This is a genomic window from Kitasatospora sp. NPDC041917 (assembly GCF_055589745.1).
Genome location: NZ_JBVJBI010000026.1, coordinates 61,877 through 74,651, shown reverse-complemented (window position 1 = coordinate 74,651; position 12,775 = coordinate 61,877). Strand labels below are relative to the sequence as shown.

11 protein-coding genes are annotated in these 12,775 nt (G+C 73.5%); 8 read left to right on the top strand and 3 right to left on the bottom strand.

Going from position 1 to position 12,775, the window contains the following annotated elements; translation table 11 throughout:
* Nucleotides 1-24 precede the first annotated feature (24 nt).
* On the bottom strand, nucleotides 25-2,334 hold the full coding sequence (locus tag ACZ6EM_RS27510; RefSeq protein ID WP_401049062.1) for an FtsX-like permease family protein: 2,310 nt from the start codon (nucleotides 2,332-2,334) through the stop codon (nucleotides 25-27).
* Nucleotides 2,331-3,056, bottom strand: coding sequence for an ABC transporter ATP-binding protein (locus ACZ6EM_RS27505; RefSeq protein WP_401049061.1), 726 nt, complete (start codon nucleotides 3,054-3,056; stop codon nucleotides 2,331-2,333). The genes ACZ6EM_RS27510 and ACZ6EM_RS27505 overlap by 4 nt, the downstream gene beginning before the upstream one ends.
* Nucleotides 3,057-3,174: 118 nt before the next feature.
* Between ACZ6EM_RS27505 and ACZ6EM_RS27500 the strand changes: the two genes are divergently transcribed.
* The 6 genes from ACZ6EM_RS27500 to ACZ6EM_RS27475 all read left to right on the top strand — a co-directional run bounded on the left by ACZ6EM_RS27500 (nucleotide 3,175) and on the right by ACZ6EM_RS27475 (nucleotide 8,520).
* On the top strand, nucleotides 3,175-4,029 hold the full coding sequence (locus ACZ6EM_RS27500) for a sensor histidine kinase (protein ID WP_465773457.1): 855 nt from the start codon (nucleotides 3,175-3,177) through the stop codon (nucleotides 4,027-4,029).
* Nucleotides 4,026-4,742 carry a response regulator transcription factor gene (locus ACZ6EM_RS27495; RefSeq protein ID WP_359915336.1) on the top strand — a complete coding sequence of 239 codons (717 nt, stop codon included), beginning with the start codon at nucleotides 4,026-4,028 and terminating at the stop codon, nucleotides 4,740-4,742. The genes ACZ6EM_RS27500 and ACZ6EM_RS27495 overlap by 4 nt, the downstream gene beginning before the upstream one ends.
* Before the next feature lie 189 nt (nucleotides 4,743-4,931).
* The gene (locus ACZ6EM_RS27490; protein WP_401046797.1) at nucleotides 4,932-6,140 is read left to right on the top strand and encodes a cytochrome P450; all 1,209 of its coding nucleotides are present in this window, start codon (nucleotides 4,932-4,934) and stop codon (nucleotides 6,138-6,140) included.
* Nucleotides 6,141-6,258: 118 nt separating this feature from the next.
* Nucleotides 6,259-7,419, top strand: coding sequence for a type III polyketide synthase (locus ACZ6EM_RS27485; protein WP_380349544.1), 1,161 nt, complete (start codon nucleotides 6,259-6,261; stop codon nucleotides 7,417-7,419).
* On the top strand, nucleotides 7,416-8,000 hold the full coding sequence (locus ACZ6EM_RS27480; protein ID WP_452177239.1) for an NUDIX hydrolase: 585 nt from the start codon (nucleotides 7,416-7,418) through the stop codon (nucleotides 7,998-8,000). Before ACZ6EM_RS27485 ends, ACZ6EM_RS27480 begins: the two co-directional genes overlap by 4 nt.
* Before the next feature lie 97 nt (nucleotides 8,001-8,097).
* Nucleotides 8,098-8,520 carry an SHOCT domain-containing protein gene (locus tag ACZ6EM_RS27475; RefSeq protein ID WP_465773456.1) on the top strand — a complete coding sequence of 141 codons (423 nt, stop codon included), beginning with the start codon at nucleotides 8,098-8,100 and terminating at the stop codon, nucleotides 8,518-8,520.
* A gap of 101 nt (nucleotides 8,521-8,621) precedes the next feature.
* On the opposite strand, the gene ACZ6EM_RS27470 is transcribed toward ACZ6EM_RS27475, so the two are convergent.
* Nucleotides 8,622-11,105 carry a Tex family protein gene (locus ACZ6EM_RS27470; RefSeq protein ID WP_465773455.1) on the bottom strand — a complete coding sequence of 828 codons (2,484 nt, stop codon included), beginning with the start codon at nucleotides 11,103-11,105 and terminating at the stop codon, nucleotides 8,622-8,624.
* A 178-nt stretch (nucleotides 11,106-11,283) separates the two neighbouring features.
* Here ACZ6EM_RS27470 and ACZ6EM_RS27465 point away from each other — a divergent pair, with 178 nt between their 5' ends.
* Both ACZ6EM_RS27465 and ACZ6EM_RS27460 read left to right on the top strand, forming a co-directional pair.
* Nucleotides 11,284-11,676: a PPOX class F420-dependent oxidoreductase gene (locus tag ACZ6EM_RS27465; RefSeq protein WP_359912243.1), complete on the top strand. Its 393-nt coding sequence runs from the start codon at nucleotides 11,284-11,286 to the stop codon at nucleotides 11,674-11,676.
* A gap of 92 nt (nucleotides 11,677-11,768) precedes the next feature.
* Nucleotides 11,769-12,668 carry an aminoglycoside phosphotransferase family protein gene (locus tag ACZ6EM_RS27460; RefSeq protein WP_401046784.1) on the top strand — a complete coding sequence of 300 codons (900 nt, stop codon included), beginning with the start codon at nucleotides 11,769-11,771 and terminating at the stop codon, nucleotides 12,666-12,668.
* The last annotated feature ends 107 nt before the right edge of the window (nucleotides 12,669-12,775 follow it).

Sequence of the window (12,775 nt, the reverse complement as noted above, 5' to 3'; positions counted from 1 at the left end):
TCCGCCCCGGGCACCGCCGCGGGCTCACTCGTTGTGCAGCACCTCGGCGATCGGCAGCCGGGCCGCCGAGCGCGCCGGGACGAGCGCGCCGAGGACGGCGATCGCGACGCCGGCGAGGGCGAGGCCGCTCAACAGCGGGACGTTCCAGACGTCGAGCGTGTCCTGCGCGAACACGATCGTCCCGACGTTCTCGACGATCAGCCGGTGCGCCACCACCCCGACCGGGATACCGATGATCCCGCTGACCACGCCCTGCCAGGCCACCGAGGTGACCGTCATCGCCACCACCTGCCGTGGCGTCATCCCGATCGACTTGAGCATGCCGAGGTCCCGGCGGCGCTCACGGATGGTGAGCAGCAGGGTGTTGAAGACGCCCAGCGCGGCAACGACCGACAGCAGCACCGTGAAGATCGTGGTGAAGGCGATGACGGCGGCGATCGGCCCGGCCAGGTCGGGGTCGAAGACCGAGGTCGAGAGGCTCGGGTCGGCGTCCGACACCGCCTTGCGGTACGCCTCGGCGTCGGCGCCCTTGGCGAGCGTCACGTCGTACTCGACCACGTGCGGGTCGTCGGTGAGGGCGGCCCTGGTGGCGTCGTTGGAGGCGAACGCCCGGGGGTTGCCCTCGGCCTCCTCGCCGACGAGGGTGACGGCCACCCGCCGCCCGTCCAGGTCCAGGGTGACCTTGTCGCCGAGCTTGAGCCCGTGCTGCTTGAGGAAGGACGGGCCGGCCTCGATCTCGTTCGGGCCGGTCGCCGGGCGGCCGTTCACCACCGAGAGCCACTTGGCGTTGGCGTTGTCGTCGCCGCCGTAGAAGTCGGCGAACGCGGGCTGGGCGTAGCCGACCAGCCCGACCTGGACCAGCCCGCGCGTGCTGACCCGCTCGGCACCGGGGGTGGCGTGCAGCATGGCCTCGGTCTGGGCCGGGGTGAGCCTGGGCTCGGTCCTGTTGCCCGAGAAGTGGGCGGTCTGGACGTTGACATGGGTGTGGCCGTCGGTGTGGTCCACCAATCTGGTCAGGGTGCTGCTCAGACCTGCCGTCATCGTCACGGTGACCACGCCGAGCACGATCGCCGACATGGTCAGCGCGGTACGGGCGGGGCGGGCGAAGGGCTGGCCGAGGCCGAGGCTGACGGCGCGCGGCAGCCGGGTGCCGCTCAGCCAGCGCTGGACCTTCAGGCCGCGGCCGTTGCGCGGGGAACTGCCGGCCGAGATGGCCTGGGCGGCGGGGAGCCGATGGGCGCGCGAGGCCGGGAGCAGCGCGGCGAGGACGACCAGCAGCGGGACGCTGACCAGGGTGGCGAGCGGCAGCCAGCCGGCGGGCTCGATCACGGCAGTGCCGGTGACGATGCCGGAGAACGCGGACTTGAGGATCGGGTACGACGCCACCCAGCCGGCCGCCGTACCAAGGACGGTGCCGGCGACCGCGGGCACCGAGACCATGGTGAGGTAGACGGTCACCACCTGGCGCGGGGTGAAGCCGATCGACTTCAGCACGCCGATGTGCCGGTAGCCGGAGACGACCGCGCCGCTCACCACGTTGCCGACGATCAGCGCCGAGACGACCAGTCCGAGCACGCCGAAGACCGTCATCAACGGCAGGTAGGCGTCGGCCCCCGCCGAGAAGGCGCCCTTGAGCACCAGGTACGACTGGGCGCTGATGATCGCGTCCTTCGGCAGGCCCTCGGTGGCGGAGTCCATGGCGGAGGTGAGCCGCTGCTCACTCGCGGCGTCGGTGAAGCGGTAGAGCATCTGCCGACCGGTGGGGTGCAGGGCGGCGGCCTGCTCGGGGGTGACCCAGCCGCCGGCGCTCTGGCTCATGCTGTTGACGAAGCCGACGATGGTGAGGTACCGGCCGCCGCCGATGGGGAGCCGGGAGTTCAGGAGCTGCTCCGCCGCGCCTCCGAACAGCGAGTTGAGGACCACCTCGCCGGGTGCGGTGGCCCAGCGGCCGGACAGCAGCTCGACCCGGTCCACCGGCCCGGCCCGGTCGGCCCGGCCGACCAGGGTCAGTGGTCCGGGCGGGCTGCCGACCCAGTCGGTGGGGATCTCCACCGTCACCTGGTCGAACGGCCCGGCGGCCGCCTCGACGCCGGGCCGGTGGGCGGTGGCGGCCAGTTGCTCCGCCGAGGCCTTGGCCGGCTCGAAGGACGCCACGACGTGGGCGCCGTGCTGCCCGTCGAAGGCCGCCTCGAAGGGCGCCCGGGCGGCACTGATCACCGCCAGGGCGAGCAGCACCGTCGTGGTGGCGCAGAAGACGACGAGGCCGATCACGACGGTCTGCACCCGGCGGCGCTTCACGGCCGCCCGCGAGGCCCGCCACACCGCTCCGCTCATGCGGACGCCTCCAGCATCCGCTCGTTCGCCACGCGCCCGTCCGCCATCTCGACCAGCCGGCTGGCGCAGCGGGTGGCCAGGTCGGGGTCGTGGGTGACGATCAGCAGGGTCTGCCCGATCTGGTTGAGGTCGATCAGGAGGTCCATCACCTGCTCGCCCGAGCGGCTGTCCAGCGCGCCGGTGGGCTCGTCGGCGAGCAGCAGGGCCGGGCGGTTCATCAGGGCGCGGGCCACCGCGACCCGCTGGCGCTCGCCGCCGCTGAGCGTCGCGGGGTAGACGTCCTTGCGGTGGGCGACGCCGAGTTCGTCCAGCAGCTCCAGTGCCCGGCGGCGGGCCTGGCGGGCGTTGGTGCCGGTCAGCTGGGCGGCCAGGGCGACGTTGTCGAGGGCGGGGAGGTCGTCGATCAGGTTGAAGAACTGGAAGATCATGCCGACGTGGCGGCGGCGGAAGAGGGCCAGTCCGTTCTCGTTCAGCCCTCCGAGGTCCTGGCCCTGCACCCGGACGGTGCCGGCGGTGGGCCGGTCGAGTCCGGCCACCATGTTCAGCAGGGTGGACTTGCCGCACCCCGAGGGGCCCATCACGGCGACCGCCTCGCCCGCGCGGATCCGCAGGTCGACGCCGTCGAGCGCCTTGGCGTCGCCGAACTCCTTGTGGACCCCGGACAGCTCGACGACAACCTGCGCGTCGCCCGGCCGGGAGGTCCCGTCGTGGTCGTTGCTCATGGTGGACGACCGTAGGCGCGGGGCCGTCGCCGGCACGTCCCACCCCGGGTGTAACCGCGGGCGGCCGTAGTACCCGGGATGTACGGGGGCGGCACCCCCGGATGATGTGGATCATGCCGTGACCTGGGAGGCTGGTGCCGTGTGGGGATCGGGGTGGGAGTGGGCGGCCGTCGCGACGGCCGGAGCGGCGGCCGCGGCGGCCTGCTGGCTGGCCGTGGCGCTCGCCCGGGCGCGGCGGCTGCACCGGGCGGCCGTCGGCGAGCGCGGCTGGCTGCTGGAACGGGAGCGGGAGAGTGCCGCCCGGACCGCCGTGGACGCCGAACGGGCGCGGATCGCCGCCGAGTTGCACGACATCGTGAGCCACAACGTGAGCCTGATGGTGGTGCAGGCCGGGGCCGCGCGCGAGGTGCTGACCACCATGCCGGAGGAGGCCGCTGCGGCGATGGCCGCGGTCGAGGCGGCCGGGCGGGACGCGATGACCGAACTGCGGCACCTGCTCGGCCTGCTCGCCCCCGCCGCGGACGGCGGCGAGGAGCCGTCCGCGGACGGCTTCGCGCCGCAGCCCAGCCTGAGCCGGCTGAGCCCGCTGATCGACCGGTTCGCCTTCGCCGGGCTGCCGGTCGAGGTGCGGATCTCCGGCGAGCCGCGGCCGCTGCCCGGCGGCATCGACGTGACGGCGTACCGGATCGTCCAGGAGGCACTGACCAATGCGCTCAAGCACGGGGACGGGGTGACGGCGGAGGTGACGGTGCGCTACGCGGACCACTACCTGCGGGTGGAGGTGCTCAACAGCGGCCCGAGCGTGCTCTCCGGGGCACCCGCCGCGCCGGTCGGGCCGGGGCCGGACGGCGCCGGGCGCGGGCTGCTCGGCCTGCGCGAGCGGGTCGCGGTGTACGGCGGCGACCTGGACGCCCGGCGCCGGATCGGCGGCGGCTTCCGGGTCCGCGCCCGGATCCCGCTGGACCGGCCGTGACGGGGGGCCGCACGGACCCGGAGCAGCCGCCGGAGCGCCGTCCGCGGGTGGTGATCGCCGACGACCAGGAGCTGGTCCGCACCGGCTTCCGGATGATCCTCACCGCGCGCGGCATCGACGTGGTCGCCGAGGCCTCCGACGGCGACGAGGCGGTGGCCGCCGCCGTGCTGCACCGCCCGGACGTCGCGCTGCTGGACATCCGGATGCCCGGCACGGACGGCCTGGAGGCCGCCCGGCGCATCCTGGCCCGGGTGCCCGGCTGCCGGGTGATCATGCTGACCACCTTCGACCTGGACCACTACGTCTACGCCGCGCTGTCCGCCGGGGCCAGCGGCTTCCTGCTCAAGGACGTCACCTCGGCCCACCTCGCCGCCGCCGTACGGCTGGTGGACACCGGGGACGCGCTGCTCGCCCCCTCGATCACCCGGCGCCTGGTCGAGCGCTTCGCGGCCGGCGCGCCGCGCCCGGCCCCGGGCTCCGAGGGCCCGGCGCTGCACCGCGACCTCGCCCCGCTGACCCCGCGCGAGGCGGAGGTGCTCACGCTGCTCGGGCGCGGGCTGTCCAACACGGAACTGGCGCGCGAACTGACGCTCAGCGAGTCGACGGTGAAGACCCATGTGGCCAGGATCTTCGCCAAGCTGAACCTGCGCGACCGGGCGCAGGCGGTGGTGCTCGCCTACGAGACCGGGCTGGTCGCGCCGGGTGGCGGCTGACCGTCAACTCGCCGCCCATCCGCGCCGATTCGCGTGACTATCATCCGAATCTCACTCGTTGGAGTTAACTCTTCACCGAATTCCCCTTTTTGCCAATTCATGGGGCACCATCTGCATGTCCACGCCCGAGCCGGACCGACACACCTCGGGCGCCACCCCCCGGCACGACGACAACACTTGGACCGGCCCGTGACCACCAACCCCCCCGTGTGGGACTGCCCCTTCCACCACACCGACGGCCTGGAGTTCGACCCCCTCCTGAAGCGACTGCTCACCGAGGACCCGGTCGCCAGGATCCGGCTGCCGCACGGCGAGGGCGAGGCCTGGCTGGCCACCCGCTACGAGGACGTCAGGGTCGTCACCACCGACCGCCGGTTCAGCCGCGCCGCGGGCATCGGCCGCGACCTGCCCCGGATGACGCCCGCCCCGATCGCCCAGGCCGAGGCGATCAACCTGATGGACCCGCCCGCCCACAACCGGCTGCGCCGGCTGGTCGCCCAGGGCTTCACCACCCGCCAGGTCGAGCGGATGCGCCCGGCCACCCAGCGGACCGTCGACGGCTACCTCGACGAGATGACCGAGCACGGCGCCCCCGCCGACCTGATGCGCTTCCTCGCCGACCGTCTCCCGCTCGCCACCATCTGCGAGCTGCTGGACGTCCCCGCGGCCGACCGCGCCGAACTGCGCGGCCACGCCGTGGCGATGATGCGGATGGGCCCGGGCAGCCGGGACGGCCAGGAGGCCGCCAAGACCGCCCTGCGCGGCTACTTCGCCGAGCTGACCGCCGAACGCCGGGCCCACCCCGGCGAGGACCTGATCAGCGCCCTCGCCACCGCCCGCGACGGCGACGAACTGCTGGACCCGGACGAGCTGACCGTCATGGCGATGGTCCTGCTGGTCACCGGCCACGACACCAGCACCTACCAGCTCGGCAACCTCACCTACACCCTGCTCACCCACCCCGAGCAGCTCGCCGAGCTGCGCGCCCGGCCGGAGACGCTGCCGCGCGCCCTGGAGGAACTGCTGCGCTTCGTCCCGTTCCGCCAGGGCGTCGGCATCGCCCGGGTCGCCACCGAGGACGTCGAGCTGGGCGGCGTGCCGATCCGGGCCGGCGAGGCCGTGCACGTCTCCTACCTCACCGCCAACCGGGACCCGGCGGCCTACGAGCGCCCCGACGAGCTGGACCTCGACCGCGACGCCGGGCCCGTCAACATGACCTTCGGGCACGGCCAGCATCGCTGCCCCGGCTCACACCTGGCCCTGATGGAACTGCAGGTCGCCATCGGCACCCTGCTGCGGCGCTTCCCCGGTCTGCGGCTGGCCGTCGACCCCGCCGAACTCGACTGGAACTCCGGCTCGATCTGGCGCTTCCCGCGCACCCTGCCGGTGGCCTGGTAGCCGACTCCCCCACCTGCCGCCGCCCGCCCGCCGCCGCCCGTCACCCGCGGCCGCGCGGCGCCCGTACCGCTCCACGCATCCACCGGCCTGCCACCAGGCCCCCAGGGGAGACCCACCCATGGCAACTCTCTGCCGCCCGGCGATCGGCGTGCCCGAGCACGTCATCACGCTCGACGAGACCCTCGACCTGGCCCGCACCCTGCACGCCGGCCACCCCCAGCTCGGCCTGGCGCTGCGGCTGATCGAGAACACCGGGGTGCGCACCCGGCACCTGGTCCAGCCGATCGAGCGGACCCTCACCCACCCGGGCTTCACCGTCCGCAACGAGGTGTACGAGCGCGAGGCCAAGCGACGCGTCCCCGAAGTGGTCGAACGCGCCCTCGCCCACGGCGAGTTGACCGCCCGGGACATCGACCTGATCGTCTACGTGTCCTGCACCGGCTTCATGATGCCGTCGATGACCGCCTGGCTGATCAACACCATGGGCTTCCGCGCCGACACCCGCCAGGTGCCGATCGCCCAGCTCGGCTGCGCGGCCGGCGGCGCCGCCGTCAACCGGGCGCACGACTTCTGCCGCGCCTACCCGGGCGCCAACGTGCTGATCGTCGCCTGCGAGTTCTGCTCGCTCTGCTACCAGCCGACCGACCTCGGCGTCGGCTCGCTGCTCTCCAACGGCCTGTTCGGGGACGCCGTCGCCGCCGTGGTGATGCGCGACAACGGCGGGTACGGCGTACAGGTCGAGCGCAACGGCTCGCACCTCGTCCCGCACACCGAGGACTGGATCTCGTACGGGGTCAAGGACACCGGCTTCCACTTCCAGCTGGACAAGCGGGTGCCCGGCACCATGGAGATGCTCGCGCCCGCGCTGCGCGCCCTGGCCGGGGAGCACGGCTGGGACGTCTCCGGGCTCGGCTTCTACATCGTGCACGCGGGCGGCCCGCGCATCCTCGACGACCTGTGCCGCTACCTCAACCTGGAGCCGGCCACCTTCCGCTACAGCCGGGCGACGCTCACCGAGCGCGGCAACATCGCCAGCGCCGTGGTCTTCGACGCCCTGGCCCGGCTGTTCGCCGACGGCGGCGTGCCCGAGGGCACCACCGGACTGATCGCGGGCTTCGGACCGGGCATCACCGCCGAGATCTCACTGGGCAGTTGGGTCGGCGCACCGGCCGAGGCGCCACGCCCTCGCCGCCCGCGAGCCATCTCCACCTCCGACATTGCCCTCGTCCATCCGACCGCCCCTCGCCGTTTCCCGGCCGGCACTACCATCGCCGAATGACTGACACCACGGACCGCGCCGACACCTCCGCCAGAGCCGCCGAACTCGCCGCGAGGTTCCCGGCGTTGCACGCACCGCAGTACTGGAGCTGGGGGCGGTTCGACGCGCAGTTCTCCACCGAGCTGCCGCCGGACGCGCTGGTCACCAACATCCACCTGGTCGGCTTCGCGGACGGTCGGGTGGTGCTCTGCCGGGACGACCGGGACCACTGGTTCCTGCCCGGCGGCACCCGGGAGCGGGACGAGAGCATCGCCTCCTGCCTCGCCCGCGAGCTGGGCGAGGAGGCGGGCGCCCGGCTGCTCGGCGAGCCGCACTGGCTGGGCGCGCACCGCTGCCGCACCGAGGACCCGACGCCCTACCGGCCGTGGCAGCCGCACCCGGAGAAGGCCTGGCTGTGGGGCTGGGGCGAGGTGGCGCTGGACTCCGCGCCGACCAACCCGACGGACGGCGAGCAGGTGGTCGAGGTCCGCGCGGTGCCGCCCGCGGAGGCCCAGCGGCTGCTGCTGACCGGGCACGACGCCTGGTGGGGCGAGCTGGTCGCGCTGGCGGTGGAACTGCGCCGGCAGGCCGGCCTGGGCTGAGAGCCCGGCCCGACGGCCGTTCCCGCGGCTGTGGAAGGTCACTTGAATGGCGGAACATCAAGTGAAGATGTCCGTTTTGTGATGGTATTACTCAGCCATGGACACCACTTCACTGGCCGTGGACTACCCGGTGCTCAGCATCTTCTGGACGATGCTGGAGTTCTTCCTCTGGGTCCTCTGGTTCTTCCTGCTTTTCAAGATCATCACGGACATCTTCCGCAGCCACGACCTCAGCGGCTGGGGCAAGGCCGGCTGGCTGGTCCTGGTGATCATCCTGCCCCTGATCGGCGTCCTGGTGTACCTGATCGCCCGCGGGCAATCGATGACCAAGCGCGACCTCCAACAGGCCCAGGAGAACCAGGCCGCCTTCAAGGCCTACGTCCGGGACGCGGCAACGTCCGGGCCCGAGGCCGCCGGCCGCAGTCACGCCGACGAACTGGCGAAACTGGCGGACCTGAAGGAGAAGGGCGCCATCACCGAAGAGGAGTACCAGAAGGCCAAGGAGAAGGTCCTGGCCTGAACATCCGGACGGTCACGACGATCCGGACGGTCGCACGGCCGGGGCCGGTCGACGCGGTGGTACGCGTCGACCGGCCCCGGCCGTGATCCGTCCGTCCCGGCTCAGCGCCGCCCGGAGCGCCGGTCGCCCGAGCCGCCGTCGCCACCGCCGGTCAGGCCCGCGCGGCGCAGCGCGTCCGCCATGGCACTGTTGGCGGGCGCACCGCCGCCGGAGCCGCCCCGGTCGTTGCCCCGGTCACCGCTCCCGCGCCGGTCCTGGCCGCCACGGCCGCCCTGACCGCCCTGGTTGCCCTGACCGCCGCCGCGGCGCTCCTGGCGCGGCGGGCGGCCCTGGCGGTCGCCCCGGTCGCCCCGGTCGCCGCCGCGCTCGCGCCCGACCTCGTCGTCCAGCCGCAGGGTCAGCCCGATCCGCTTGCGCGGCACGTCCACCGTGAGCACCCGGACCTTGACGATGTCGCCGGGCTTGACCACCTCGCGCGGGTCCTTGACGAAGTTCTTCGACAGCGCCGAGACGTGCACCAGCCCGTCCTGGTGGACGCCCACGTCCACGAAGGCGCCGAAGGCGGCCACATTGGTGACCACGCCCTCCAGCACCATGCCGACCTCCAGGTCGCCGATCTTGTCGACGCCCTCCTTGAAGGTCGCGGTGCGGAAGGCCGGGCGCGGGTCGCGGCCCGGCTTGTCCAGCTCGCCGAGGATGTCGGTGACGGTCGGGACCCCGAAGGTGTCGTCGGCGAAGTCCGCCGGACGCAGCGCCCGCAGCCGCTCGCCGTTGCCGATCAGCTCGCGCAGCTCCCCACCGGTGGCGGCCAGGATCCGGCGCACCACCGGGTAGGCCTCGGGGTGCACGCTGGAGGCGTCCAGCGGGTCCGCGCCCCCGGGGATGCGCAGGAAGCCCGCGCACTGCTCGAAGGCCTTGGGGCCGAGCCGGGAGACGTCCTTGAGCTGCTTGCGGGTACGGAACGGGCCGTTGGCGTCGCGGTGCGCCACGATGTTGTCGGCCAGCGTGCCGGTGATCCCGGAGACCCGGGTGAGCAGCGGGGCCGAGGCGGTGTTGACGTCCACGCCGACGGCGTTGACGCAGTCCTCGACCACGGCGTCCAGCGAGCGGGAGAGCTTCACCTCGCTCAGGTCGTGCTGGTACTGGCCGACGCCGATCGACTTGGGGTCGATCTTGACCAGCTCGGCCAGCGGGTCCTGGAGCCGGCGGGCGATCGAGACCGCGCCGCGGATCGACACGTCCAGCTCCGGCAGCTCCTGCGAGGCGAACGCGGAGGCCGAGTACACCGAGGCGCCGGCCTCGCTGACCATCGCCTTGGTGAGATTCAGCTCGGGGTGGCGCCCCAGCAGGTCCTCGGCGAGCTTGTCGGTCTCCCGGGAGGCGGTGCCGTTGCCGATCGCGACCAGATCGACGCCGTGCTTCGCCGCCAGCGCGGCCAGGGTGGCCAGGGCCGCGTCCCACTTGTTGGCGGGCTGGTGCGGGTAGATCGTGTCGTACGCGACGACCTTGCCGGTGGCGTCCACCACGGCGACCTTCACGCCGGTGCGGAAGCCCGGGTCCAGGCCCATGGTGGCACGGGTGCCGGCCGGGGCGGCGAGCAGCAGGTCGCGCAGGTTGGCGGCGAAGACCCGCACCGCCTCCTCCTCGGCCTCGGCGCGCAGCCGGGCGCGCAGGTCGATGCCGAGCCGGACCAGGATGCGGGTGCGCCAGGCCCAGCGGACGGTGTCGCCGAGCCACTTGTCGGCCGGGCGGCCGCGGTCCGCGATGCCGAAGCGGGCGGAGATGCGCTGCTCGTAGTCGTTCTCGCCGGGCAGATCGCCCTCGGACTCGCCGTCGTACGGGGAGAGGTCGAGGTCGAGCACCTCCTCCTTCTCGCCGCGCAGCATCGCCAGGATGCGGTGCGAGGGGAGCCTGGTGTACGGCTCGGCGAAGTCGAAGTAGTCGGCGAACTTGGCGCCGTCGCCCTCCTTGCCGTCGCGGACCCGGGCGACCAGCCGGCCGCGGGTCCACATCCGCTCGCGCAGCGAGCCGACCAGGTCGGCGTCCTCGCCGAAGCGCTCGACCAGGATCGCCCGGGCGCCCTCCAGCGCGGCGGGGCCGTCCGCGACCGACTCGTTCAGGTACCGCGCGGCCAGCGCGGCCGGGTCCTGGCCCGGGTCGGCCAGCAGGGTGTCGGCGAGCGGCTCCAGGCCGGCCTCGCGGGCGATCTGCGCCTTGGTGCGCCGCTTCGGCTTGAACGGCAGGTAGATGTCCTCCAGCCGGGCCTTGGAGTCGGCGGCGAGCACCCGGGCCCGCAGCGCGTCGTCCAGCTTGCCCTGGGCCTCGATCGACTCCAGGACGGCCGCCCGGCGGTCCTCCAGTTCGCGCAGGTAGCGCAGCCGCTCCTCCAGGGCGCGCAGCTGGGCGTCGTCGAGGGAACCGGTGACCTCCTTGCGGTAGCGGGCCACGAAGGGGACGGTCGCGCCGCCGTCGAGCAGGTCGACCGCAGCCTTCACCTGCCCCTCGCGGACACCCAGCTCCTCGGCGATCTTCCGCTCGATCGCCTGCTGGGCCTGCCGGGCCACCTGTTCGACTGCCGTGGTCACGAAGCCGGTCACCTTCTCCATCAGTGCTTGCGCCGTACGCCCTGCATTCTGGCAGGTGCCGACGACGACGCCCGGCCGCACCCGGGACGGCCGGGCGTGGCGCGCCGTCCGGCGCCGTGCCGGGCGGCTCCACCGAGGCTTGAGCGGCGCCCAGTTGCCGCTTCCTAGGCTGGCGGACATGGACACTCTGGATGCCGCCGCCGAGTTGGAGCGGCTCGCCGCCGCCAAGTACCTGCTGTTCACCACGTACCGGAGGAACGGCACTCCGGTCGCCACCCCGGTGTGGGTCGCGCGCGACGGTGACGCGCTGGTCTTCACCACCGTCACGAAGACGGGCAAGGTCAAGCGCCTGCGCAACCGTTCGGACGTGCTGGTCGGGCCGAGCGACATCCGCGGGAACCTGCTCGGCGCCCAGGTGCCGGCCGCCGCGGTGCTGGACCCGGACCGGGCGCCCGCCTACCGGAAGCTACTGCGGCGCAAGTACGGGCTGCTGTGCGCGGTGGCGCTGACCGCCAACGTGCTGCGCTTCGGCAAGGGTGGCACCATCGGGGTGCGGGTCACCTTCGACTGAACGTCCGCTGATCGCTTTCGAATGGCCTTCGGAATGTGCGCAGTTCGGGAATCGGGCTGAACGGTAACGACCAGCGCTGTACGCTGCCGGGCATGTGCGCTGCCACCCGGATGCACCCCGACGGGCCGGTGGTCGACGCGACCCTGGTCCGTCGGCTGATCTCCGTCCAGTTCCCGCAGTGGGAGCGCCTTCCGATCACCCCGGTCCCCGCCCCCGGGGCGGACAACGCGATGTTCCGCCTCGGGCCCGAACTCGCCGTCCGGCTGCCCCGGGTGGAGTGGGCCGCCGGGGGCCTGCGGCGGGAGCAGCAGTGGCTGTCCCGGCTGGCGCCGCGGCTGCCGCTGCCCGTCCCGGCGCCGCTCGCGGTCGGCCGGCCCGCCGCCGGCTACCCGTGGGAGTGGTCGGTGCTGCACTGGCTGGACGGCGCCAACCCGGCCGTCAACGCGCTGGCCGCGCCCCAGGCCCTGGCCCGCGACCTGGCCGGCTTCGTCAACGCGCTGCGCGCCGTCGACCCGGCCGGCGCCCCGCCCTCCCAGCGCAGCGCCCCGCTCGCCTCCCGGGACGGTGCCACCCGCGCGGCCATCGCCCAGCTCTCCGGCTCGATCGACACGGGCGCCGCAACCACCCTGTGGGACAAGGCGCTTCGGCTGCCCGAGTACGCCGGCCCGCCGGTCTGGATGCACGGCGACCTCACCCCGGGCAATCTGCTGCTCGCCCCCACCGGGCGGCTCTCCGCCGTCATCGACTTCGCCCTGATGGGCGTCGGCGACCCGACCGCCGACCTGATCGTCGCCTGGAACCTGCTGCCCGCCGCCGCCCGGCCGGCCTTCCGCGCCGCCCTGCGCGCGGACGAGGCGATGTGGGCCCGCGGCCGCGCCTGGGCCTTCTCCATCGCCCTGGTGACGATCCCGTACTACCGCCACACCGACCAGGCGCTGACCGCCAACGCCCGCCACGTCGTCCGCGAGGTGCTCGCCGACCGCAGCGCCTAGGCTCCGTCCGCCGTGCACGGTGGCGGCACTCCCGGGCCGGGACACGCCCGCCGGAGGACCGGGTCCAAAACCTGTCCCGGTCAATCCCCGCTGCTAGCCTGAGGCGC

Bases quoted from the DNA above. Each gene is read 5' to 3' on its own strand.
- ACZ6EM_RS27510 (WP_401049062.1), bottom strand. From the start codon at position 2,334: ATGAGCGGAGCGGTGTGGCGGGCCTCGCGGGCGGCCGTGAAGCGCCGC.
- ACZ6EM_RS27505 (WP_401049061.1), bottom strand. From the start codon at position 3,056: ATGAGCAACGACCACGACGGGACCTCCCGGCCGGGCGACGCGCAGGTT.
- ACZ6EM_RS27485 (WP_380349544.1), top strand. From the start codon at position 6,259: ATGGCAACTCTCTGCCGCCCGGCGATCGGCGTGCCCGAGCACGTCATC.
- ACZ6EM_RS27480 (WP_452177239.1), top strand. From the start codon at position 7,416: ATGACTGACACCACGGACCGCGCCGACACCTCCGCCAGAGCCGCCGAA.
- ACZ6EM_RS27475 (WP_465773456.1), top strand. From the start codon at position 8,098: ATGGACACCACTTCACTGGCCGTGGACTACCCGGTGCTCAGCATCTTC.
- ACZ6EM_RS27465 (WP_359912243.1), top strand. From the start codon at position 11,284: ATGGACACTCTGGATGCCGCCGCCGAGTTGGAGCGGCTCGCCGCCGCC.
- ACZ6EM_RS27460 (WP_401046784.1), top strand. From the start codon at position 11,769: ATGTGCGCTGCCACCCGGATGCACCCCGACGGGCCGGTGGTCGACGCG.